This is a genomic window from Burkholderia sp. Bmkn7 (assembly GCF_041103175.1).
GTDB lineage: Bacteria > Pseudomonadota > Gammaproteobacteria > Burkholderiales > Burkholderiaceae > Burkholderia > Burkholderia cepacia.
The window spans coordinates 2,487,062-2,510,358 of the sequence record NZ_JBGCUH010000003.1 but is presented as its reverse complement, the minus strand read 5'-3'; the positions used below and the strand labels follow the sequence as shown (position 1 = coordinate 2,510,358).

24 protein-coding genes and 1 pseudogene are annotated in these 23,297 nt (G+C 64.5%); 15 read left to right on the top strand and 10 right to left on the bottom strand.

Annotated features, from left to right (window positions below):
- The first annotated feature begins 3 nt into the window (after positions 1 to 3).
- The 8 genes and pseudogenes from AB3K92_RS33235 to AB3K92_RS33200 all read left to right on the top strand — a co-directional run bounded on the left by AB3K92_RS33235 (position 4) and on the right by AB3K92_RS33200 (position 9,424).
- Positions 4 to 615 (top strand): hypothetical protein, encoded by a 612-nt coding sequence (locus AB3K92_RS33235; RefSeq protein WP_059490060.1) that lies wholly within the window; start codon positions 4 to 6, stop codon positions 613 to 615.
- Between the two features lie 116 nt (positions 616 to 731).
- Complete coding sequence (gene guaA, locus AB3K92_RS33230; RefSeq protein ID WP_027787108.1) at positions 732 to 2,351, top strand: glutamine-hydrolyzing GMP synthase; 1,620 nt, start codon at positions 732 to 734, stop codon at positions 2,349 to 2,351.
- Positions 2,352 to 2,648: 297 nt separating this feature from the next.
- Positions 2,649 to 3,289, top strand: a pseudogene (locus tag AB3K92_RS33225) (tyrosine-type recombinase/integrase); the annotation flags it as partial.
- Between the two features lie 3 nt (positions 3,290 to 3,292).
- Entirely contained in the window at positions 3,293 to 3,478 is a 186-nt protein-coding gene (locus tag AB3K92_RS33220) for a DUF2274 domain-containing protein (RefSeq protein WP_369466615.1), read from the top strand.
- 180 nt (positions 3,479 to 3,658) lie between these two features.
- On the top strand, positions 3,659 to 4,720 hold the full coding sequence (locus AB3K92_RS33215) for a type IV toxin-antitoxin system AbiEi family antitoxin (protein WP_060228319.1): 1,062 nt from the start codon (positions 3,659 to 3,661) through the stop codon (positions 4,718 to 4,720).
- Positions 4,708 to 5,580, top strand: coding sequence for a nucleotidyl transferase AbiEii/AbiGii toxin family protein (locus AB3K92_RS33210; RefSeq protein WP_196786327.1), 873 nt, complete (start codon positions 4,708 to 4,710; stop codon positions 5,578 to 5,580). Before AB3K92_RS33215 ends, AB3K92_RS33210 begins: the two co-directional genes overlap by 13 nt.
- Positions 5,581 to 5,590: 10 nt before the next feature.
- A complete protein-coding gene (locus tag AB3K92_RS33205; RefSeq protein ID WP_060228317.1) occupies positions 5,591 to 6,958 on the top strand; it encodes a hypothetical protein in 1,368 nt (455 codons plus the stop codon).
- Positions 6,959 to 8,068: 1,110 nt separating this feature from the next.
- Positions 8,069 to 9,424, top strand: coding sequence for a glycosyl hydrolase family 18 protein (locus tag AB3K92_RS33200; protein ID WP_369466614.1), 1,356 nt, complete (start codon positions 8,069 to 8,071; stop codon positions 9,422 to 9,424).
- A 205-nt stretch (positions 9,425 to 9,629) separates the two neighbouring features.
- Here AB3K92_RS33200 and AB3K92_RS33195 read toward each other — a convergent pair whose 3' ends face one another.
- Together AB3K92_RS33195 and AB3K92_RS33190 are read right to left on the bottom strand one after the other, a co-directional pair.
- A complete protein-coding gene (locus AB3K92_RS33195) occupies positions 9,630 to 10,247 on the bottom strand; it encodes a PolC-type DNA polymerase III (RefSeq protein ID WP_042975604.1) in 618 nt (205 codons plus the stop codon).
- 235 nt (positions 10,248 to 10,482) lie between these two features.
- Entirely contained in the window at positions 10,483 to 11,136 is a 654-nt protein-coding gene (locus tag AB3K92_RS33190) for a DJ-1/PfpI family protein (protein WP_059816743.1), read from the bottom strand.
- A gap of 108 nt (positions 11,137 to 11,244) precedes the next feature.
- Here AB3K92_RS33190 and AB3K92_RS33185 point away from each other — a divergent pair, with 108 nt between their 5' ends.
- Entirely contained in the window at positions 11,245 to 11,799 is a 555-nt protein-coding gene (locus tag AB3K92_RS33185; RefSeq protein ID WP_060158272.1) for a TetR/AcrR family transcriptional regulator, read from the top strand.
- A 130-nt stretch (positions 11,800 to 11,929) separates the two neighbouring features.
- Here AB3K92_RS33185 and AB3K92_RS33180 read toward each other — a convergent pair whose 3' ends face one another.
- The 5 genes from AB3K92_RS33180 to AB3K92_RS33160 all read right to left on the bottom strand — a co-directional run bounded on the left by AB3K92_RS33180 (position 11,930) and on the right by AB3K92_RS33160 (position 15,323).
- On the bottom strand, positions 11,930 to 12,394 hold the full coding sequence (locus AB3K92_RS33180; RefSeq protein WP_059624065.1) for an acetyltransferase: 465 nt from the start codon (positions 12,392 to 12,394) through the stop codon (positions 11,930 to 11,932).
- Positions 12,395 to 12,496: 102 nt separating this feature from the next.
- Positions 12,497 to 12,988, bottom strand: a complete 492-nt coding sequence (locus AB3K92_RS33175) for an NUDIX hydrolase (RefSeq protein ID WP_059678123.1) — start codon at positions 12,986 to 12,988, stop codon at positions 12,497 to 12,499.
- 46 nt (positions 12,989 to 13,034) lie between these two features.
- Complete coding sequence (locus AB3K92_RS33170) at positions 13,035 to 13,919, bottom strand: NAD(P)-dependent oxidoreductase (protein WP_060126837.1); 885 nt, start codon at positions 13,917 to 13,919, stop codon at positions 13,035 to 13,037.
- Positions 13,920 to 14,016: 97 nt separating this feature from the next.
- The gene (locus AB3K92_RS33165; protein WP_369466613.1) at positions 14,017 to 14,331 is read right to left on the bottom strand and encodes a gamma-butyrobetaine hydroxylase-like domain-containing protein; all 315 of its coding nucleotides are present in this window, start codon (positions 14,329 to 14,331) and stop codon (positions 14,017 to 14,019) included.
- Complete coding sequence (locus AB3K92_RS33160) at positions 14,328 to 15,323, bottom strand: HEAT repeat domain-containing protein (protein ID WP_369466612.1); 996 nt, start codon at positions 15,321 to 15,323, stop codon at positions 14,328 to 14,330. The genes AB3K92_RS33165 and AB3K92_RS33160 overlap by 4 nt, the downstream gene beginning before the upstream one ends.
- 18 nt (positions 15,324 to 15,341) lie before the next feature.
- Between AB3K92_RS33160 and AB3K92_RS33155 the strand changes: the two genes are divergently transcribed.
- Positions 15,342 to 15,575: a hypothetical protein gene (locus tag AB3K92_RS33155; protein WP_369466611.1), complete on the top strand. Its 234-nt coding sequence runs from the start codon at positions 15,342 to 15,344 to the stop codon at positions 15,573 to 15,575.
- Here AB3K92_RS33155 and AB3K92_RS33150 read toward each other — a convergent pair.
- Genes AB3K92_RS33150 through AB3K92_RS33140 form a run of 3 tightly spaced genes read right to left on the bottom strand, consistent with a single transcriptional unit; the run spans position 15,544 to position 18,307 of the window.
- Positions 15,544 to 15,789, bottom strand: a complete 246-nt coding sequence (locus AB3K92_RS33150; RefSeq protein WP_006764074.1) for a ferredoxin family protein — start codon at positions 15,787 to 15,789, stop codon at positions 15,544 to 15,546. The two genes, AB3K92_RS33155 and AB3K92_RS33150, sit on opposite strands and share 32 nt — an antisense overlap.
- Positions 15,790 to 15,800: 11 nt before the next feature.
- A complete protein-coding gene (locus tag AB3K92_RS33145) occupies positions 15,801 to 17,540 on the bottom strand; it encodes a fumarate reductase/succinate dehydrogenase flavoprotein subunit (protein ID WP_369466610.1) in 1,740 nt (579 codons plus the stop codon).
- A complete protein-coding gene (locus AB3K92_RS33140) occupies positions 17,537 to 18,307 on the bottom strand; it encodes a GntR family transcriptional regulator (RefSeq protein WP_060158223.1) in 771 nt (256 codons plus the stop codon). Before AB3K92_RS33140 ends, AB3K92_RS33145 begins: the two co-directional genes overlap by 4 nt.
- Positions 18,308 to 18,631: 324 nt before the next feature.
- Between AB3K92_RS33140 and AB3K92_RS33135 the strand changes: the two genes are divergently transcribed.
- From AB3K92_RS33135 to AB3K92_RS33115, 5 genes are all read left to right on the top strand, one after another.
- Positions 18,632 to 19,852: an MFS transporter gene (locus tag AB3K92_RS33135; RefSeq protein WP_369466609.1), complete on the top strand. Its 1,221-nt coding sequence runs from the start codon at positions 18,632 to 18,634 to the stop codon at positions 19,850 to 19,852.
- 273 nt (positions 19,853 to 20,125) lie between these two features.
- Complete coding sequence (locus AB3K92_RS33130; protein WP_006478536.1) at positions 20,126 to 20,527, top strand: DnaJ family domain-containing protein; 402 nt, start codon at positions 20,126 to 20,128, stop codon at positions 20,525 to 20,527.
- Complete coding sequence (gene tadA / locus AB3K92_RS33125) at positions 20,524 to 21,120, top strand: tRNA adenosine(34) deaminase TadA (protein WP_059678117.1); 597 nt, start codon at positions 20,524 to 20,526, stop codon at positions 21,118 to 21,120. Before AB3K92_RS33130 ends, tadA begins: the two co-directional genes overlap by 4 nt.
- Positions 21,121 to 21,220: 100 nt before the next feature.
- Positions 21,221 to 22,159 (top strand): muramoyltetrapeptide carboxypeptidase, encoded by a 939-nt coding sequence (gene ldcA / locus AB3K92_RS33120; RefSeq protein WP_021160356.1) that lies wholly within the window; start codon positions 21,221 to 21,223, stop codon positions 22,157 to 22,159.
- Positions 22,160 to 22,466: 307 nt separating this feature from the next.
- Positions 22,467 to 23,171: a GntR family transcriptional regulator gene (locus AB3K92_RS33115; RefSeq protein WP_048020953.1), complete on the top strand. Its 705-nt coding sequence runs from the start codon at positions 22,467 to 22,469 to the stop codon at positions 23,169 to 23,171.
- Positions 23,172 to 23,297: the final 126 nt, after the last annotated feature.

Genomic DNA, 23,297 nt, shown 5'->3' with positions numbered 1-23,297 from the left:
CCGATGAAACCGCTGCTGCGTGCCGTGCTGATCATCGATGCCGTGCTGCTGCTGGCGTTCGGCGTGCTGTTCGTGCTGACGCCCTGGCAGTCGCTCTTCAACGCGCTGCAGCTTGCGAACGTCCAGCCGGCGATGCTCGGCCAGGCGTTCGGCATTGCGTTGCTCGGGCTCGCGTGGCTCGCGTTTCATGCAGCGTTCAACGGGGATCTCACCGCGCCCGTCGCGCGCGCGGTCGGCCATGTGTACTGGCTGACCGGCGCGTTGACGATCGTCTGGTCGATCGGCACCGGCAGCGGTCCCGCGCTCGCCGCCGCCGGCAGGGTGCTGTCGGCCGTGGCCGGAGTCGCGCTGATCGTGCTCGGCCTCGGCGGCGTGCGGCTCGCATCGGCCGTGCGTCGGCGCGAAAAAGCGCAGGCGCTCGAGGCGCGCGCGCCGGCGCCGCGTCCGGCCGAGCCGGCGATGGCGCAAGCGTCGTCGGCCGCGCCGCAGCGTGTCGAACCCGTCGTCAGCCGTCCCGCGGCGGCGTCGCCGGCCGCCGCACCGTCATCGGCCGCATCCGGCCAATCGTCGTCAGGCACCGTCGCACTCGACGAGCGCCCGCCGATGCAGGATTGACCGGCCATGCGTCGCGCGTGCAGCCTTCCGCCCGACGCCGCTGTCCATGCTTTTGACGCAGCGCATGATGCAAACGATGCGCTGCTTTTCTTATTCTCTTCATCCCGTCCGCAGCCATGCACGACAAAATCCTGATTCTCGACTTCGGTTCGCAAGTCACCCAACTGATCGCGCGCCGCGTGCGTGAAGCGCACGTCTACTGCGAAATCCATCCGAACGACGTGTCCGATGACTTCGTCCGCGAATTCGCGCCGAAGGCGGTGATCCTGTCGGGCAGCCACGCGAGCACGTACGAAGACCACCAGCTGCGCGCGCCGCAGGCCGTGTGGGATCTCGGCGTGCCGGTGCTCGGCATCTGCTACGGCATGCAGACGATGGCCGTGCAGCTCGGCGGCAAGGTCGAGTGGAGCGACCACCGCGAATTCGGTTACGCGGAAATGCGCGCGCACGGCCATACGCGCCTGCTCGACGGCATCGAGGATTTCAAGACGGACGAAGGCCACGGGATGCTGAAGGTCTGGATGAGCCACGGCGACAAGGTGGCCGAGCTGCCGCCGGGCTTCGCGCTGATGGCGTCGACGCCGAGCTGCCCGATCGCCGGGATGGCCGACGAGGCGCGCGGGTACTACGCGGTGCAGTTCCACCCGGAAGTCACGCATACGGTGAAGGGCCGCCAGATCATCGAGCGCTTCGTGCTGCAGATCGCCGGCGCGAAGCCCGACTGGATCATGAAGAATCACATCGAGGAAGCCGTCGCGAAGATCCGCGAGCAGGTCGGTGACGAGGAAGTGATTCTCGGCCTGTCGGGTGGTGTCGATTCGAGCGTCGCAGCCGCGCTGATCCATCGCGCGATCGGCGACCAGTTGACCTGCGTGTTCGTCGACCACGGCCTGCTGCGCCTCAACGAAGGCAAGATGGTGCTCGACATGTTCGAAGGCCGCCTGCATGCGAAGGTCGTGCACGTCGACGCATCCGAACAGTTCCTCGGCCACCTGGCCGGCGTGACCGATCCGGAAGCGAAGCGCAAGATCATCGGCCGCGAGTTCGTCGAGGTGTTCCAGGCCGAGGCGAAGAAGCTGTCGAAGGCGAAGTGGCTCGCGCAGGGCACGATCTACCCGGACGTGGTCGAATCGGGCGGCACGAAGACGAAGAAGGCGACGACGATCAAGAGCCACCACAACGTCGGCGGCCTGCCGGAAACGCTCGGCCTGAAGCTGCTCGAGCCGCTGCGCGACCTGTTCAAGGACGAAGTGCGCGAGCTGGGTGTCGCACTCGGCCTGCCGCCGGAGATGGTGTACCGCCATCCGTTCCCGGGCCCGGGCCTCGGCGTGCGGATTCTCGGCGAAGTGAAGCGCGAGTATGCAGACCTGCTGCGCCGCGCGGACGCGATCTTCATCGAGGAACTGCGCAACACGACCGCGACCGCGCAGGATGCGGCTGCCGGCCTGTGCGGCGAAGCCGACGTCGGCAAGACCTGGTACGACCTGACGAGCCAGGCGTTCGCGGTGTTTCTGCCGGTCAAGTCGGTGGGCGTGATGGGCGATGGCCGCACGTATGACTACGTGACGTCGCTGCGTGCCGTGCAGACGACCGACTTCATGACCGCACACTGGGCGCACCTGCCGTATGCGCTGCTCGGCCGTGCGTCGAATCGGATCATCAACGAGGTGCGCGGGATCAACCGGGTCGTGTACGACATCTCGGGCAAGCCGCCGGCGACGATCGAGTGGGAGTGAAATCAGGTCCTTCGGGGACTATCGCCAGCTATCGAAAAACTTCCGTAACGTATTGATTTAGAAGAAAATGCGGCGCGGCATCTATCGGTGACTATCGCCGGCCAGCAAAACAAGTTGGCGGTAGAGCGGACGGTAAAAATCGAGGCCAGATTAAGACATTCTCATTCACTATTCAGACTTTTACCGTCTTTGACGGTAAAAGTCTTCTCGGGAAAGTTTGCTCTAAGCGGCTTTCCGGGCATCAACGGGTCTCTAGGTTCTTGACGGTAAAGCCGTCAAAAGCCGTAGGAAACCTCGATGCTTACTGACGCGGCACTACGAAATCTGAAGCCTAAGTCTAAGATTTATAAGGCTTCTGACGGGACGGGATGTACGTGACGGTATCGCCCAGCGGTACTGTCACCTTCCGCTACGACTACCGCCTCAACGGATGCCGCGAGACGCTGGCCCTCGGCCGCTACGGCCCCGGCGGCATCTCGCTGGCGATGGCGCGCGAACTGCTCCTGGGCGCGCGGAAAGCCGTTCTCAAGGGCGTCTCGCCCGCGCTGGAAAAGCAGCGCGAGAAACGCCGAGTGGTTGCCATCAAGACCTTCGGCGCGGCGATGGAGACGTGGCTGGCCAATGCACGATTGGCCGACAGCACCCGTGCCATGCGCAAGCACATCATTGACCGGGGCATCCCGCCGGTCTTCCAGAACCGCCTGCTGACCGAGATCCAAGCCGAAGACTTGCGAGCCTTGTGCAACAACGTCAAGGAACGCGGGGCGCCCGCCACCGCGGTCCAGATTCGGGACATCGTGAAGCAGGTCTACGTCTACGCCATCGCCCACGGCGAAAAGGTGGACAACCCCGCCGACAGCGTGGGCGCGGTGTCGATCGCCACCTTCGTACCGAAGGACCGGGCCTTGTCGCCGCTGGAAATCCGACTGTTTGTGCAATAGATGGAGACCGAGAGTGTCAAGCTGACTTTTGCGTGCACGGCCACGCTCAAGACTGACCTTGACCGCTGTGCGGCCATGCACGCGCAAACCTATGGCGAACAGGTCGAGGCGGCGACGCTGATTCCGCACATGCTGGAGGCGTTCATGGCGGGGGATCGAGGGTTCAAGAAGGGAGCAAGGGGCTGATCTTCAGCAAGGATTCGGGTGGTGTCGTTGCCGTAGCGTGGCTACGGTTGCCTCAACAATCTTAAAATTTCAGTGTTATGACCGATTTCAGCATTCGCTGAAATCGGCTTCCTGGTGAAGTTAGCACACGGATTTCAGAAAATATGCTACTTTCAACGTACGTTGAAAGAGGTAAATTTAATGAAAGAGGCCGAGGCCCGTGCTGGCGAAGCACTGCGCAAGGTGCTTGAGAAAGTTCCGATCCTGGAGGTCGAAGGCATCGACGCTGAAGTCACGTCTGGCGAATGGCAGCCGGACTTGATCGCCCGGCTGCTCGTGGACGGCCGGCGGCACCTGCTGATCTGCGAATACAAGTCGAACGGGCAACCGCGGTACGCCCGGTCCGCACTGCTGGAACTGCGGAACTACGTTGCGCACGTTGCCCCGGCGGCGACGCCCATCTTTATCGCCCCCTACATCTCACCGGCAGTGAGGCTGATGTGCGAAGAGAAGGGCGTCGGCTATATCGACTTGGAAGGTAATGCCCGGATCGCCTTCGGTGGCGTGTTCATCGAGCGCGCGGTGACGGACAAGCCGGTGGCCGAACAGCGCGAACTCAAGTCACTGTTCAGGCCAAAATCTGCGCAAGTGCTGCGCGCCATGCTGCGTGAGCCGGGCCGAGCATGGCGGGTCACCGAGTTGTCGGAAATTTCTGGGGTCAGCCTAGGACACGTCAGCAATGTGCGTACCGGCTTGATTGATCGGGAATGGGCACGCGCCTCGGACGATGGCCTGATTCTCACGGAGCCCGATGCACTGCTGGATGCCTGGCGGGAGAGTTACACCGCGCCACCCGGTGAGCGGTTGCGCTTCTATACGCCACTGCATGGCAGCGCACTTGAAGATGCGGCTCGAAGCGCTCTGCGCGCGGACAACAGTTCTGGCCGTGGGGCTTTCGCATCGTTCTCGGCGGCGCAGTGGCTTTCTCCCTATGCGCGTACTGGCTCGCATTACTTCTTTGCCGACGACGAAGGCCTGCGCAAGCTCAAATCAGCATTGAAGCTCACGCCAAGCTCGAAAGGGGAGAACGTGGTCGTCACTGTGCCGAAGGACTTGGGACTTCTCGCCGATACCGTTGAGCCAGCGCCAGGTGCGATCTGCACGAGCCCGGTTCAAACCTACCTCGATCTCTCCATTGCTGGCGAGCGTGGCGTCGAGGCGGCGAACCACTTGCGACAGGAACGACTCTCATGGTCCAAATGACACCCCCACAGGAACCGCAGTCGGCGGCCGAGTACGACGACCGCACGACTGCGGCCGTGAAGTCCGTGCTGATCGAAATAGGGCAGATCCTCGGCAGCTTCAAAGGCAAGTTCGCCATCGTCGGCGGCGCGGTTCCCTGGCTGCTGCTGGCCAGCGAGGACATGCCCCACGTCGGGACGCTCGACGTGGACGTCGGGCTGGACGCAGAAGCACTCGGCGATGGCGAGTACGCCACCTTGATCGGTGCGCTTCAAGGCCATGGATATGCCCAGCGCGAGGGGCTTCGGCGTTTCCAACTGGTTCGCCAGGTTCCCGCGCGAGATGGCGGGGAAGCAATCGATGTCGTGGTCGATTTCTTGATGCCCCGCGACGCTGAGATCGTCAAGAACGATCCGCCCCTGATCAGCGACTTTGCCGTGCAGCGGGCGGATGGCGCCGATCTGGCGATGCGCTTCTATCAACTCGTGGCGGTGACAGGGGCGATGCCAGACGGAGGGACAAACCGTGTGGAGATCGCGGTATGTTCCATCCCGGCTCTGCTGGCGATGAAGGGCCACGCACTGGTGGGCCGTTATAAGCAGAAGGACGCCTACGACATCTACTACTGCGTGCGGAACTACCCCGAGGGGATCGACGCGTTGGCGCGGGAATGTCAGCAGCTTCTGGTGCATCCAAGCGGTGAACGTGGGTTCCGCTACATCGCTGAGAAGTTCGACAACTTCGAGGGATACGGGCCGACCTGTGTGAAGCGCTTCGTCGAAGAAACGCATGCGCTGGGTGATCGCACGCCCGAGCAGTGGCAGCAGGATGCCTTCGGTCAGATAGACGCGCTGCTGCGCGCCATGACGCTGCGAGCTTGAATCGTACCCAATGGACTACGCGCGACTTCGCTCGCTATTGGCTCCGCTCATCATGGCGTTAAAGGACGCCGGCACGCATACCATGCTGCCGACGCTTTGCGAGGAATTGGGGTTGCCCATGCCCGCCACTGACGGCTCCAAGCGTGACCGCATGACCGCCAGCTTCGAGGCTACCGCCGACGCTGATCTGCCTGCGGTTGCACGCAAGCTGTTGGTTCGCCATCCACCCAATGCCACGACGCGCAACCAGATTCAGGACATTCTCTGGAGCGACAGCGGGTGTCCGCCGATCCCGAAGCGGTATCGGCGCGAGGTCGCTAGAAGACTCAACAGCGAAGAGCTGTATGGGGATGCTCGCAGGTTCGATGACCTTCTGGAGCGGTTGTGGATATTGGATGCCGATGACTGGCTTAATTTGCTGGGTGGCAAGCCCAGCGGGTTGCGCGAGGACATTCAGCAGCACGTCCATCGGAATCCGGAGGACTGGCCTGCTGAAACACTGTTCGACCAGTTGGGCGCCTATGACGCTTCCGATCGGCGCTTTGCGCTGTTTCTAGAGGGGCTGGCTTCGGCCGACGTGCGACCCGACGAGGCAGCGCAACGCCACTTCGTTGCTTGCGTCAACGAGTCGCTGCGCAATTGCGGTGTCGAGCTGCGCGAGACGGATTCGGAGGGAGGCTACCCGGTCTTCTCGATAGTCTCGTTGCACGCGGCAGTCAAAGGCCGGCCGAAGAATCTCATCTTTGCCTCACCCGACAAGCCTGACCTACGTTTCCGCGACGCGCTGGACAACGACGTCGAGATCGTCACCAATGCCGATAAGGTGCTTGTCTATGACCGTCCCATCGGCAACGACGGACTGCGCTGGAATGATCTGCAGCAGTGGTGGGGCGATACCGAGCGGATTGCCGATGCCACGCAGGCTAAGCGCTCACTGTACGCGCGTCTCAAGGCCAGCTTGCCCAGCAACTCCCCGCCGCAGTCCTTGCTGTTCGATGCCTTCTTCGAGGGATTCCGCAGTGCCGTGCCGAACCTGCCGGCACTGCTGCCGGAAGTATGGCTTCACTGGGACCCACGCACGGTCAAGGAGCGAGGGCCGGATGCGCTGCTGCGCTTTCGCATGGACTTCCTGTTGCTGCTACCACAGGGAGTGCGGGTCGTCATCGAAGTGGACGGCAAGCACCACTACGCGGACGGCGCCGGGTGCGCCGACGTGCAACGCTATGCGCAGATGGTCAGAGGCGACCGCGAACTCAAGCTTGCAGGATATGAAGTCTTTCGCTTTGGGGCAGCGGAGCTGCAGGCACCCACAGCCAAGGCGGATGTGAAGGCCTTCTTCGAGGCGCTCTTCAAGCGCTACGGTGTTCCGACGAGCTGACAACACGACCTCGTGTTAACACTGGCAATTCCTTGGAGAGCAGTGCAGAAGAGCCTGAAGTCTTGCTGCCTATTCGGTATGATTGAAGCTGATTGATGATGGGTCGGCGCTCCGCAAATCGTTCCGAATCCCGCGTCAGAAAAGAGCCTGTTTTCCTGACGGTAAAAGCGACGGTAAAAGCGACGGTAAAGACCCATGTTGATCACTGCAAATCCCTTTAACCATGTGGACTTGCGAGTCTCGTTGACGATCGAGTGGGAGTGAGCGGTAAAAAGCTCCTCTTGAATCATTGGCTGACGCAGGACCTTGCAGGGTTTTCGTTGCGATCCGCATGGTTCTAAGCCATTGACGCAGAAGCGAACTTTCTACGAATCCGGAGACTGCCCGCCGCGTATGCGCTGCCAATGACAGTGGGGCGGGCAGTAGCCGAATGCACGATTGCGACTCGATAATCTGCCGGCAACGGGATTCGGTCGTGGCAGTAAAACTCCTTCCAGAATGCGGGACGCGGTGCGGGTTTGCGGGCACATCGAGGGCTCGTGATTGGTAACGGTAAAAGCGGTGCCCATCACGAGAACAAAAAACGAGGCTCACTGAATTCGCATTCCGCAATCCTCTTGAATCCCGCACAGCCCTGTACGAGATCGTCGACCGCGACGGCATGCATGTCGCAGTATCTCAGGCGGGCACATTTCCTTTCTTCGATACGATTACCCGCATTATTGAGTGAAGAGAAACGGCAGCGGCCGTGCGCCGCGTCGAAGCCCTTCGCCGAATGCGTCGCCAGTTGGCGTAATGAAGCCGGAATGGTGAATCCGAAAGTGCATTGTTGCGCTCGACAGGGATTTTGTCGTCGAATTGATGTCACGTGTTTCCCCAAAGGATCGATATTTTTTTCGCGCAGTTTGCGCCGTTTTATCTTTTGCCACTTCCTATAATGGTCTTCAGCAACGTGGAACGCCTTGGTTCATTACGTGGCTGTATCGTCTCCGGGCGTGACCGCATTGCCGATGCGCCACGGTCAATTGGCCGTGGTATTTGGTGGCCTTCTACTGTAGTTGCAGCGTCGTGCGCCACCGCCAAAAAAACGCTACGTCACAGGAAAGAAAAATGGCAAACCTACAAAACGGCATCAATGCGTGGATTTTCTTGAACGAAGACGAACCGCCACAAACCAACTACAACAGTCCCGAAAGTTGCTATCAATCGCTGATCGATTGCAAGGTTTACGACAGTACAAATTTTCTTGGCATTGCTTTTTTCGAAGTCGTTCCCGCCGCACAGGGTTCCACGATCCAGATCGGCAACGCATCGCATTCGGGTGGGCTGACCAATCAGGATTATTTGAATTTTGTACTCCGTGATGCGCGTCAGGTGAATCCTGGAATCAAATTTCTGGCCACGATGGTGTATTCCGGCGCCAATACATTGGCGGCGGTTTTCTCGGGAGGTGGAGATCCGCAAACGCAGGCGGCCAATTTTGCGAATAATCTGGTGACATATCTCCGGAATAACGGAATGAATGGCCTGGATATCGATTGGGAAGGCGATGTTTCCGATAAAATGACGCGATCGCAGTTCCAGATTCTGTTCTCTGCAATTCACGCCGAATTCGATCGGCAGCCGGTGAAGTATTATCTGTCGTTCACGCCTGCATGGCCCACCAGTTCGATTGATTACGCTACGGTCAATAGCCAGTTCGATTTTGTCTCGCCTCAATTCTACGACGGCACGCCGCTGTCGGATTTTCTTGATGCCGGCATATCGCCGTCCAGGATCGGCTATGGTGCTCAGTTCGAACCAGGAAATTCAGCCCCCAATGCCAGTGCGCAACAGGTCTGGAGCATGGTTTCGGAAGGTTTTTCTTCCGGGGGTACACGGTACGATTATCAGGATATTTTCGTCTGGCGCTTCAATTCTGGAAACTTCCAGTTCGAGCAGGCGCAGTTCATGATTCTCGATCAACTCGGCAATCCGCCCACCAGCAACACCTTCGACGACACACCGATTATCAGCGCCGCAGGTAATCCCAACCTAACCCGAGTGACGATCCGGTCAGGCGACGTACTCAACGCGGTTCAGGCCGTCAATACCGGGACGGGGCCCTATAACACCGGCACCCAGGGAACGGGAACCGGAATATTTACCTTGTTGCAACACGGCGGAAACAGCGGGACTGCCCAGGTCATCAATATTCCGCTTGACGATCCGATCGTGTCCATTTCCGGCTACACGGGCGTGTGGTACGGCTGGCAATGTGTTTTGCAACTCACATTGACCGGGAAAAGCGGGGCCACTTATGGCCCGTTCGGCAGCATGGCCGGCTCGACCACCCGGAATGGTTTCGTACAATCTGCTCCGGCCGGACAAAGCGTGGTCGGCTTCAGTGGATCGACGGTGACGGTTCCGTTGGCAGGGGGCAGCCAGACCGCAATCCTCGCGACGCTGAATGCCGTTTTCGCCTGAGGCACCTGATAACGATTTTTCAGTACCTGCGGCAATCGTTGACCAAGGCCATGCGACTGCATGGCCTTTTTTCATTGCGTGTCGGGAGATTCCCAAGCCGTTTTGCGCTCACATGCTGCCTGAGTCATGAAACGTCGCGTGGCACGCGTGATGCGGCAATCCGTCATGTGCCCGACAGCGATCGCCCGTGGCCGTCGACCGATTCTCACGCATGCGCGCCCGCGAGCGAGCGCAGGTACATCGGCACTTTCGCCTTCGCCGTTGCCTGGACACGTGCCATGAGCGCGTGATCGATACGATCCAGCCCGTAAGTCCGGGCAATGTCCTGCTGCAGCCTGCACCACAGGTGGCTGGCCATTTCGGCATCGACCATCGCCCGGTGCGCCCGTCCCGATTTCGGCAGCCGCAGCATGTCCGCGAGGCTCGACAGGCGATGACTCAGCGCGTCCGGGTAAATGCGTCGCGCCACGAGCATCGTGCAGGCAAAGGCATGCTCGGCCGTCATGCCAAGCAACCCGAGTTCCGCCTGCCAGAACCGTTTGTCGAAACCGGCGTTGTGCGCGACGACCGCGTGTTTGCCGACGAACGCAGCCGCTTCCTTCATGACTTTCGATGCCGGCGGCGCCGATGCGATCATCTCGTTCGTGATGCCGGTCAGCGCGACGACGTCCGACGGTATGCGTCTGCCTGCATTCATCAGACTCTGGAAACGATCGACGACTTGTCCGTCCCGGAGGAGGATGACGGCGATTTCGGTCGCACGATCACCCAGGTTCGGCGAAAGTCCGGTTGTTTCGAAGTCCAGTACCGCAACGGTTTGCATGGTCGAATCCTGTTGCTTCACGCGGTGTCGTTCAGAGAGGCCGAGAGGTTAGCATCTCCAGGCCCGCGGCAGACTCGTTCGGCTCGAGAAACGACCATCCGTGCGGCGAAGGCCGACCCGATCGATGACCCGGATCGCCCGCGAATGCGTCCCGATCCGCCGTTGGCTCGGCAGGACGCACGATGCTGCAACGGCGTACTGGCTGCCGGCTATCGACAGCCCATCGACCCGCGCGTCATGCCGCGAGCCCGTTTTCGCCTTCGACGATCCGGATCGGGCCCGTCGCTTGTCCCGCACCCTGCCTGATGCTGAACTCGATCAGGTCCTCGTAAATCTCCCGTTGCCCGGCAGGCAGCACGGGCAGCAGCGTCTCGCGCCGCTTGTCCGCGTCGAACATCGATTCCACCAGCCATCCCGTCAGGTAGAGCGACGCAAGGCATCCGCCCGCGGTCGCGACGTTGCCGTGACACACCAGCGGCTGGTCCATCACTTGCAGCCCGACTGCCTGCAAACCCTGCCGCGCTTCGGGGTGCGTCGTCGCGCGGCGCTGCGGCAGCAGCCCGAGCCGTTCGAGAATGAAGGCGCCGCCGCAGATCGACCCGACAAGCTGGCGTTCGGGATCGAGATCGAACGACGGCAGGAAACCGGGATCGGCGAGCGCGGCCGGTACGCCTTCCTTGCCGCTCGAAAACAGGACCGCGTCGGCGCGATTGGCGTCGGCGAGCGGGCCGTGCGTCGGGATGGCCAGACCATGGGCGGAATGCAGCACCGGCGTTGCACCCAGGATCCGGACGCGCCAGTCCTTGTTGTTGCGACCGAGGATGTCCCACATCAGGAACAGGTCGACGTCGGTGAACCGGTCGAATGCGACGAGTGCAATGTCTTTCAAGGCGGACTCCTTAAGTAATGGCGCGCTGCCGGAAGCGGCGGCGGCCGTGATAGAGTGCGCAGCCTATCTGTCCATGCCGCACCATACACAGCCTGTATGGCGATGACGATGAGCACACTGACGCGAAATGACTGGATTGCCGCGGGCTTCGACGCCCTCGACGGAGAAGGGTACGCGGGGATTTCGGCCGAGAGCCTCGCGCGTCGGCTGAACGTGACGCGCGGATCGTTCTATCACCACTTCCGCAATCGCGAGGACTTCGTCAGGACGTTGCTGACCGCGTGGGAGGACGACTACACCGCGCGCATGCTGGCGTATGCGGCGGAGGGCCACGGTGCCGGCGACACGCTGTTGCGCTACCTGCGCATTGCCGCCGAGAAACGGCCCGGGCGTGAAATCGCGATCCGCGCCTGGGCGTTGCACGATCCGCTGGTCGCGGAATGCCAGCAGCGCGTCGACGCGGCGCGGCTCGCGTTTGCGATCGACACGTCGCGCCGGCTGGTGCGCACGCCGGGCGAGGCCGAGATCGTCGGGCAGGCCGTGCACTTGTGCATGATTGGCGGACAACAGACCGGGCTGCGGCGCGATGCCGACCGGTTCAACGGCTTCGTGCAGCGTGCTTTTTCAATGGTCGAACGCGTGCTGCCGATGCGTCGCCCATGACGCGCCATCTGGCACACGTACCGGTGCGCGCGCGGCATGCGTGGAGCGGACGCGGCAATACGCAGCCGCATTCGCGTGTCCGGCGCGTGTGACGTGGCGGGCGGCGCGATATCCCGGCCCGGAAAAGTGGTTACGCGTGCCGTGGCGACGAGGGCGGTGCCGCGCGATGGCGCAGGTGGATCAGCGGATAGGGCCGTCCTTGTCCATCGAGCGCCGATCGCCCGCAGCGCTCGAAGCCCAGCCGTTCATAGAATCGTGCTGCCGATTCGTTCTGCTCGTTGACGTCGGTCGACAGGTCGGGATGGCGCGTGAGTGCGTCTTCCACGAGCAGGCGCCCGATGCCTGCGCGATGGTGCGCGGGATCGACGAACAGGGCTTCCATGTGACTGCCGTCGAGCAGCATGAAGCCGATCGCATGGTCGGCCTCGTCGACGGCGAGATCGAGCGGCGCACCGGGCAGGAACCCGACCACTTCGGATTCGATCGCGCGACGGTCGTCGTCGCTCAGGAAGTGATGCGTGGCGTCGACCGCGTTGCGCCAGATATCCAGCACGCGTGCGCCGTCGGCCTCGGTGGACTTGCGAATTCTGATCATGTCTGACCTGTTTTGATTGGTAGTTTGAAGGTCGGCGGCTCGCCGACACCGTCATGGCCGCGATCGGGCCGCGCGCAAGGGATGCGGGCAGACGGCGTTGTTTCAGGGAGTGGCCGCGCGCCGTGCGTCGCCGAGGCCCGCTGCACGTTCGATCGCTCGGCGCGCGACGTCGCGAACGCCCGCGCTCATCGGTAAATCGTCGCGGTCGAGCTCGGCGAGGTCGAACCAGCGCGCGTCGAGCGCATCGTCGCCGGCAGCAGGTGTGCCGCGCAGCCAGTTGCACAGCACCGCGACCATGACGAAATGCTGGTGCACGTTGCCGCCAGCATCGTAATCGAAGGCATCCAGCGCGGTAAAGACGTCGAGTGCCTCGACGTCGACGGTCGTCTCTTCTACGATCTCGCGCACGATCGCGTTCGCAATCGATTCGCCTGCTTCGATCTTGCCGCCAGGAAAGCCCCAGCATCCCGCATCGGGCGGATTGGCGCGGCGCACCAGCAGCACGTCGCGTTCCCGCAGGACGACGCCGATCACGGCGGGAACGGGGCGTACGGCGGCGATGACACCGGTCGGGGAGCGGGGCGAATCGGACATGACGGATCGATGCGTGCGTGTGGTCGAGGGGGCGGCCGGTGGCGATTCACTGCGCATCGTGCGTGCGCTGCTCGATCGCGCGGATCACGGCGACCATGTCGTCCGCGCCGTGTCCGGCCCGCTCGGTCTCGCCGTAAAGCGCGTGGCAGATGTCGAGCAGCGGCGACGCGATGTTGGCGCCGCGCGCGGATTCCGCGACGAGGCGTGCATTTTTCAGCACGTCGGTGATCGCGGCCTGCACCGAGAAATCCGCCGCGACGAGTTTGCCGAGTTTCACGCGCGACACGTCGCTCGCCATCGGTCCCGCGTTCAGCACGTCGGCGAAGCGGGCGAGATCGATACCGTGGCGTTGCGCGAAATGTGTGGCTTCGGTCAGGCCGGTGACCATCGTGATGAGGAACAGGTTCACGGCGAGCTTCATCGTCAGCGCCGACGGTACGTCGCCGCACACGAAGCTGTCGCGGCACAGCGGCTTCACGAGCGCGCGGACGGCGTCGACGTCGTCCGGCGCGCCGGCGAGCATCACGACGAGCTGACCGGCTTCGGCCGGCTTGCGCGAACCCGACACCGGCGCTTCGACGTAACGGCCCGACGCGGCGGCGATTTCATCGGCCAGCGCGCGCGAAAAACCGGGTGCGTTCGTGCCCATGTTCACGATGGTGTGCCCGCCGACACGGGTAGCAAAACCGGGCGTGCCGCGCGCGAGAACGGCGTCGATTGCCGCGTCGTTCGCGAGCATCAGGATCACGGTGGAGCAGGCGGCGAACACGTCGTCGGCGTGCTCGGCCACGCGTGCGCCGGCGTCGCGCAACGCATCGTCGCTGCCGTGCGACCGGCTCCATACGACGAGCGGCGTGCCGGCTCGCGCGAGATTGAGCGCCATCGGCGTGCCCATCACGCCGAGGCCGATGAATCCGACTGCGGTTTGCATGTTCTGACTCCCACGGTGGGTGGAGACGATCGTGGGCGTCAGTATCGCAGCGTTTCCGCACGTCTGCCATGTCGTCCGCGCACCCGCGGGAGCCACGTCACGGCTGCGCCGTCGTGTCCGCCCTATCAGCCCTATCGGCCATGTCGGCCAAAAACGGCCACGGATAGATGCCGCGGGCATGGCCGTCGCCGAAGAGGGCGCGGATGCCGTATCCGGCTGCCTCGAGGCCGGCCAGCGTCAGGTCGGGCCGCGCATCGACACGACCGCCGTCGAGCCGGATCCTTCGGCATTCCGCGCACGGGCAATCGCCGCGCAACCGCGCATAACCGATGTGTTGCGTGCGGCCGCCCGGCCAGCGGAGTGTCAACGTGCGTGCAGCGTGATCGAGCGCGATTTCGGTCGGCGCGATCATCGCGACGCCTCGTCGATTTGCCGGATCGCGATTCGCACGGCTTTGCGCACTTCCGGATCGTGATCCTCCAATGCGTGAGTGAGCGCGGCCAACGTCGCGCGGTCGCGCAATTCACCCAGCGCAAGCGCGGCTTCCTTGCGCAGGTTGCTGATCGCATGCGACAGCAGTGCAGCGACGGCCGGCGCCGCCGCAGCATCGCGCAGTTGCCCGAGCGCACGCGCGGCACGCAAGCGCACCTGCCAGTAGTCGTCGTCGAGCGCGGCGGCGAGCGGGTCGCGCGCGGCCGCGACACGCAACTTGCCGAGCGTCGTGGCCGCTTCCTCGCGTACCTGCCATTCGCGGTCGCGCAGCGCGGCGAGCAGTGCGTCGATGGTGGCCGCATCGTCGGGTGCCGCGAACCCGATCGCGCCGACCGCGGCGCGTCGCACGTCCGCTGCGGCATCGGTGGTCGCGATGCGCGCGAGCGGCGGCAGCGCACGAGGGTCCCTGAGCCAGCCGAGCACCGCGACGGCTTCGGCGCGCACGGCGGCGTGTTCGGCATCGAGTGCGCGCAGCGCGGGCGCGAACGCGCCGGGGTCGCGCAACTCGCGCAATCCGCGCAGCACGGCGCGGCGCACGAACGACTCGGGCCGGTCGGCCCATCGGCGCAGCACGGTACCCGATGCCGCGTCCTTCAGTTCGGACAGGCTCTGCGCGGCGGTGGCGCGTACACCTTCGTCCGGATCGAGCAATGCGCCGCACAGTGCGTCGACGACGTCGGGCTGCTCCCAAGCGCCGAGCACGCGCGCGGCCTCGCTGCGCACGTCGGCCGACGGATCGTCGCACAGTGCCGCAACGAATGACGGCACCAGATCGGATTCCTCGAGATCGGCAAGCTCGATCAGTGCGATGCGGCGCACGGATGCGTCGGGCGCGGCGAGGCGGACGGCGAGTGCGGCACGATCCGGATCGTGCGTGCCGGGCAACGAGGCGGTGAAGGAGAAAGCGGTCATGGGCAAAGGATCGGTTCGGTGAAAAAGCCGCTGGTCGCGGAGCGCGATGCATGGGCGGCACGGCATGGCGATGCGAACCTGGCGAACGCCGGCCCGGCCGTCACGTCGTCGATGCACGGCCCGCACGGCCCGCACGGCCCGCACGGCCCGCACGGCCCGCACGGCCCGCACGGCCCGCACGGCCTGCACGGGCGGCACGACGACGACCGGCCGCGCGCGCTCAGCGCAGCAGGTAAGGGATGTCGACCTTGACCGCGCCGGTCGGGCAGTCGCGCTCGCACGGCATGCAGTACCAGCATTCGTCGAACTGCATGTAGGCCTTGCCCTTGGTCACGTCGATCGCGAGCAGGTCGAGCGGGCACACGTCGACGCAGACGGTGCAGCCCTTGTCGGCAATGCAGCGTTCCTCGTCGATCGTCACGGGCGCGCTGCTGCGCAGGAAGATGTCGTGCGGGGTATGGGGCACGGTAGGGCTCCTCAGAGGGCGGCCGCGAGCGCGGCGGGTTCGCGGATGCGCAGATTCGTGTAGGCGCCGCGATCGTCGTCGGCGAGCGGCACGACGTACGGCTCGACCGGGCGCTTCTCGCTGCGCATCGCGCCGTCGGCGTCCTTGCGCAGCCAGGTGTGGCAGAACCATTCGGCGTCGTTGCGATGCGGAAAGTCGACGCGATGGTGGTACAGCCCCCAGCGGCTCTCGGTGCGGAACAGCGAAGCGCGCGCGGCCATTTCCGCGCAGTCGCGGATCGCGCGCACCTCGGCGGCGCGCATCAGTTCGTGCGGATGGCTTGCCTTTATCTCTTCGATATCCTCAGTAATGGCGTCAAAGCGCTGGAGGCCGATTTCCATTTTTCGCGTCACCTTCGGCGGTTGCAGATAGTCGTTCACCATGCGGCGCAGCTTGTATTCGACCTGCGCCGGTGCCAGGCCGCGCTCGCGCAGCAGCGGGGCAAGCACGCGCTTGCGTTCGGCGTCGACCTGTTCGTCGTTTACCGGCGCATGCTCGCGGCCGGCCACGTAATCGGCCGCGTTCTGCCCGGCAAACCAGCCGTACGTAAATGCGCCGAGCATGTAGTTGTGCGGGACGGCCGCCATGTCGCCGGCCGCGTAGAGGCCGGGCACGGTCGTCTCCGCGCGTGCGTTCACGTACACACCGGACGCGCTGTGGCCGCTGCAGAAACCGATCTCGGAGATGTGCATCTCGACCATCTGGCTGCGGTAGTCGGTGCCGCGCCCCGCATGGAAGCGGCCGCGGCTCGGCCGCTCGTTCGTATGCAGGATCTGCTCGATGGTCTGGATCGTTTCCTCCGCGAGATGGTCGAGCTTGAGGAACACGGGGCCGTTGCCGCTTTGCAGTTCCTGATAGAACTCCCACATCATCTGGCCGCTCCAGTAGTCGCATTCGATGAAGCGTTCGCCCTTGCCGTTCGCGGTGAAACCGCCGAGCGGGCCCGTCACGTACGCGCACGCGGGGCCGTTGTAGTCCTTGATCAGCGGATTGATCTGGAAGCATTCGAGATTCGCGAGCGCGGCACCGGCGTGATAGGCCATTGCGTAGCCGTCGCCCGCGTTGGTCGGGTTCTCGTACGTGCCCATCAGGTAGCCCGAGGCCGGCAGGCCGAGGCGGCCGGCCGCGCCGCAGCAGAGAATCACGGCCTTCGCGCGGATCACGTGGAACTCGGCCGTGCGGCAGTCGAAGCCGAGTACGCCGCTCGCGCGGCCCTGTGCGTCGGTCAGCACGCGCGTCGCGACGATCCGGTTCGTGATCGCGATGCGTGCGCGCTTCAGTTGCCGGTACAGCACCTTCTTGATGTCGTGTCCTTCCGGCATCGGCAGCACGTACGAACCCATGTGATGGACCTTCTTCACCGCATAGTCGCCGGTGCCGTCCTTCTCGAACTTCACGCCCCAGCGGTCGAGCTGCTCGATCGTCGCGAAGCTGTGTGTCGCATACGCGTACACGGCTTCCTGGTCGACGATCCCGTCGTTGGCGATCGTGATCTCGCGCGTGTATTGCTCGGGCGTCGCATGCCCGGGAATCACCGCGTTGTTCAGGCCGTCCATCCCCATCGAGATCGCGCCGCTGCGTTTCACGTTGGCTTTTTCGAGCAGCAGCACGCGCAGGGACGGGTCGCGCTCCTTCGCCTTGATCGCCGCCATCGGGCCGGCCGTGCCGCCGCCGACCACGACGATGTCGTATTCGAACACATGGGTAGTCATCGTTGTTTCCTTGCAGGTTTGCGCGGTTTTTGCCGGTCGATGCGCAGCCGGTACTGGAAGGCATCGCCGCGGAAGTACAGGTATTCGTAGTCGATCGGTGCACCCGACGCGTCATGCGTGAGGCGCTCGATGCGCAGCACGGGGCTGCTTTCCTCGACCTGCAGCGCATCGACGATCTCGTCGTCGGCGAGGATCGCGTCGATCGACACGTCGGCATGGCCGAGCGGAATGCCGCAGTCGTTTTCGAGCACGAGGAAGATGTCGCGGGTCGCGAGATCGGCTCCCGCGAGGCGCTTGCCGAGCGCTTCTGGCACCCAGGTCTGTTCGAGCGACACGGGCTCGCGATTCAGCAGCCGCACGCGGTGAATCTCGACGAGCGGCGCGCCTTCCGGCACGTTCAGCTTCGTTGCGAGATGGCGGTCGGCCTTGACGGTGCGGACACTGCGCACCTGGTTGACGATCTCGTAGCCCATCGACGACATCGCCTCGGCGAAACCCTGCAGCGACGTCACGTTCTGGAATGCCTTCGGCCTCGATACGAAGGTGCCCTTGCCGTGCAGCTTGAACAGCAGTCCTTCCTTCTGCAGATCGCCGAGCGCCTGGCGCACCGTGATCCGGCTGACGCCGAACGCCGCGCAGAGTTCGTGCTCGGAGGGCATCCGGCTGTGCGGCGCATAGGTGCCGTCGAGGATGCGTGCGCGCAGCGTGTCCTTGATCTGCACGTAGAGCGGGGCCGCCGACAGCGGCACGACGTTGGGTGAGGTCATCGATCAACTTGTTATGACAAGATTGCTCGAGTGTAGTCAGCGCGATCGCGCGCCCCAACCAACGATTTCTGATTTCGACTTTCCGATTCCGGAAAAGCACGGCGGCAGGGGCGGACCGAACGGACGATCCGGCGTGCGGTGTCGGCCCGATCCACCCATGACGGGCAAAGTGGAGCGGCGGACAATCAAGGCAATTCGCAGGCGCATGTGTCGCGCGTGTCGATTTCGCGATGCGTCGCCCGTCGTATCCATGTCGACCGGGCATTGCACCTTGCGGGTAGCGCCCGAGTACCGAGGATTGCCGTAACGAAAAGGAGATCTCCCATGCCGGATTCCCGATACCGCTGGGTCATCGTCGCCGCGGGCGGCTTGATGGGCTGCATCGCCATCGGCGCGATGTTTTCGCTGCCCGTTTTCCTGCGCGCGATCGCGCGCGACACCGGCTGGTCGATGACCGGCATTTCCGGCGCGATGACGCTCGGCTTCATCGCGATGGCCTTCGCGAGCATGGGGTGGGGCAGCCTGTCGGACCGCGTCGGCACGCGCCCGGTCGTCATGACGGGTGCCGTCCTGCTGTCGGCAAGCCTCGCGCTGGCGAGCCGCGCGCCGTCGCTGCTCGCGTTCCAGCTGACGTTCGGCCTCGCCGTCGGCGGTGCGACGGCCGCGATATTCGCGCCGATGATGGCATGCGTGACGGGCTGGTTCGACACACACCGCAGCCTGGCGGTGTCGCTCGTGTCGGCCGGCATGGGGATGGCGCCGATGACGATGGCCCCGCTGGCCGCGTGGCTCGTGTCGGTGCGCGACTGGCGTACGTCGATGCTGCTGATTGCGGCGCTGGCGGCCGTCGTGATGATTCCGGTGTCGCTGCTGGTGCGCCGGGCACCCGCGCTCGACGGCGCGCATGCGGCCCCCGCGGCCCCCGCGCCGGCCGGTGACCCCGCGGCGATGTCGGTCGCGCACGCACTGCGTTCGCCGCAGTTCATCGTGCTGCTGCTGACCAACTTCTTCTGTTGCGCGACGCATTCCGGCCCGATCTTCCATACGGTCAGCTACGCGGTGACGTGCGGGATTCCGTTGATCGTCGCGGTGTCGATCTACAGCGTCGAAGGGCTCGCCGGCATGGGCGGCCGGATCGTGTTCGGGATCCTGGGCGACCGCATCGGCGCGAAGCGCACGCTGGTGGCCGGGCTGTTTGCGCAGGCGCTCGGCGCGCTCGGGTACGACTTCGTGCGCACGCTCGACGGGTTCTACGCGGTCGCGACCCTGTTCGGCTTCATCTATGCGGGCGTGATGCCGCTGTATTCGGTGCTCGCGCGCGAGAATTTCCCGCTGCGGATGATGGGCACCGTGATCGGCGGCTGCGCGATGGCCGGCAGCCTCGGGATGGCGGCGGGCCCCGTGGCCGGCGGCCTGATCGTCGATACGTTCGGCAGCTATGGCTGGTTGTACGTCGGTTCGTTCGCGATCGGCGTCGGCGCGTTCCTGATGGCGATGATGTTCCGCCCGTTCGCGAAAGCGCGGCCGGAAACGGTGGCCGCGTGACTCGGCGGCGGAAGCGCGGCGGCCTGAATTTCACCGTATAGGCGCGGCCCGCCTTGCCACTGACAAAAAACAGGGCCGGCATTGTGCCCGTTCGCGGGTGTCTGGGCAGCCTGCAGCCCGCTGCGGCGCAGCAGCGCGGCAAATGATGCCGATCGGCACGCATGCGCCGCGATTCGGCCCCTAAAAACGCAATATCGAGCATATATTCGAAGGGCCTGTCATACCCGCGTCACCCTGCTAGAATTCGGCCTGCCGCATTGTTCCGATTGACTGATGAGATTGCTTGACGCCCTGGTCGAACAACGTATTGCCGCCGCCGCCGCGCGGGGCGAGTTCGACGATTTGCCGGGTACCGGCGCGCCTCAGGCGCTGGATGACGACCTGCTCGTGCCCGAGGAGGTGCGGGTGGCCAACCGTATCCTGAAGAATGCAGGCTTCGTGCCGCCGGCCGTCGAGCAATTGCGCGCGCTGCGCAACCTGCACGACGAAGTGCAGGCGGTCAGCGACCGTGCCGCGCGGTGCCGGCTGCAGGCGAAGATCCTCGCGCTCGACATGGCGCTCGAATCGCTGCGCGGCGGCCCGATGGTGATGCCGCGCGACTACTGCCGGCGCATCGCGGAGCGCCTGTGTGAGCGCGGGCTCGACGAAGCGTCCGCCGAAGCGGGGCCGATGTGACGTCCGACGCGCTGCACGACGCAGCCCGTCCGGCAGACACCCCGGCGGCTGAACCCGGCGCCGATTCCCCCGTTCCCGAAGCTGCGCCCGTATCGGCGCGCGACCTGCATTTCATGCGTCTCGCGCAGGCCGCCGCCGAAGAGGCGCGCGCGGCCGGCGAAGTGCCGGTCGGTGCGGTGCTCGTGCGCGGCGACGAAGTGATCGCGCGCGGCTTCAACCATCCGATCGGTGGGCACGACCCGTCGGCCCATGCGGAAATGGCCGCGCTGCGCATGGCCGCGCAGCATCTGCAGAATTACCGGATGCCAGGCTGCGAGCTGTACGTGACGCTCGAACCGTGCCTGATGTGCGCGGGCGCGATCATGCATGCGCGTATCGCGCGGGTCGTCTTCGGCGCCGCCGATCCGAAGACGGGCGCCTGCGGCAGCGTGATCGACGCGTTCGCGAATCCGCAGCTGAACCACCATACCGAAGTGACCGGCGGCGTGCTCGCCGACGAGTGCGGCGCCGCGCTGAAGTCGTTCTTCGCCGAGCGCCGTCGCGCGCTGCGCGAAGCGCGGCTGGCCCGCGACGCCGAATCCGGCGCGTCATAGGCGCGCCCGCCGCCCCGGCCCGAGCCGGGCGTGCCCGGCTTCGTGAACCGGAGACGGTTCAGACCCTCTAAGCAGGTTTGACGACCCGACACCTTTCGCCATGTCCTTCCAGCCCGCCGCGTCCTACACCATCCGGCTGCTTGCGCCGTCCGGCTATCCGCACGACCCCGACGCGATCAACCGCGCGCTCGAGCGCCTCAGCACCGCACAGCACCGCATCGAGAACATCGAGGCGACGCAGCGGCGCTTCCAGCGGTTCGGCGGCACCGACGGCGAGCGGGCAGGCGACCTGAACCGTCTTGCCGATCCCGAGCGGCCGCTGCCGGACATCGCGCTGGCGGTGCGCGGCGGCTACGGCGCCGCGCGCATCCTGCACGGGCTCGACTATCGCGGGCTCGAACGCAGGCTGCGCGACCAGCCGGTCGCGCTCGTCGGCCACAGCGACTTCACGGCACTCCAGCTCGCGCTGTATGCGAAGGCACGCATCAAGACGTTCGGCGGCCCGATGCTGTCCGCCGATTTCGGCGCGGAAACGCCGAGCGACTTCACGATGCAGCACTTCTGGCAGACGCTGACGCAGCCGAGCACGACGATCATCGCCGACGCGCCGCAGGTGCAGAGCGTGAACGTGACGGGGACGCTGTGGGGCGGCAACCTCGCGATCCTCACGTCGCTCGTCGGTACGCCGTACATGCCCGACATCGAAGGCGGCATCCTGTTCATCGAGGACGTCAACGAGCAGCCGTTCCGGATCGAACGGATGATCTATCAACTGCACCTGTCGGGGCTGCTCGCGCGCCAGCAGGCGCTGGTGCTCGGCCAGTTCACCGGGGCGCGGCCGTTCGAGTACGACAACGGCTACGACATGCAGGCGATGATCGAGCAGGTGCGCGCGGTGGTCGGGATTCCTGTCGTCACGGGGCTCCAGTTCGGCCACGTGCCCGACCTGCTGACGCTGCCGTTCGGCGCGCACGCGCAACTGGTCGCGAATGCGCACGGGTTCCGGCTCACGCTGTCGGACTATCCGCACCTCGGCTGAGGTGGGCGCGATCGATCGAAAGGCGGGTTCCCCGCCTTTTTCTTTATGTAGGCACGCAACTAACGGTCAAGTTTTTTCGTCGGCATCTGCAGTGCGATCGCCGAATCTTGCACCAGTTTTGTCAACAAAAAAGCCGGAAGGGTATACGACGAGAAGGGCCTCTGTCGTACGTCTCAGCCCTGTCGTGCATGGATTCGACGCATCATGCACCGAACGGGGTCGCGTCGATGCACGCCGATTGTGCGCAATGCTGGAAAAGAATTGTTGACAATCTTTATGTCCGCCCTAGGATGAGGATCATCACACGATGCCGATCATGAACGAGCCCGAAGCCCACCTGTCCGGTGCAGCCAGCCCCGAAGCGATCGCCGAGCGGATCCGCACGGCGATCCTCGAGCATCGGCTCGCGCCTGGTTCGAAGCTGACGGAGGCGCAGCTCTGCGACGTATTCGGCGTGAAGCGCGGGGCGATCCGCCAGGCGCTTGCGCAGCTCGCGACCGACAAGCTCGTCGAGCTCGAGCCGAACCGCGGTGCGTTCGTCGCGAGCCCGACGCTGCAGGACGTGCACGAGGTGTTCGAGATGCGCCGGATCATCGAGCTCGCCGTGGTCGAGCGGCTCGCGACCGGGCCCGGCGCAAAGCGGCTGAAGGGCGTCGCCGCGCTGATCGACAAGGAACGCAAGGCGTTCGAGCGGCACGACTTCGCGGCGTGGATCCGGCTGTCGGGCGAATTCCACACGGCGCTCGCCACGCTGATGGGCAATGCGACGCTCAGCGAGTGCCTCGAAGGGCTCGTCGCACGCTCGACGCTGATGTCGGCGCTGTACGAATCGCACGGGCGCAGCCCGTGCTCGTGCGACGACCATGACGAGATCCTCGCCGCGCTGGAGGCGGGCGATCCGAAGCGGGCGGTGACGCTGATGGCGCACCACCTGCAGCATGTTGAACTGAAGATGCTGGACCGGCCCGCACAAGGGCAGGTCGATTTGCGCGAAGTGTTCGGCGGCGCCTGAGCGGCGACGCGAACCCGGCCGCGCGCCACAGAACGAGCGAAATGCAGGCCCGCGGCGTTTGCCGCGGGCCGCTGGTCCGACTCCGGGCGTCGATCCGGAGCGATATCGATGACGGTGGAGCGGCCA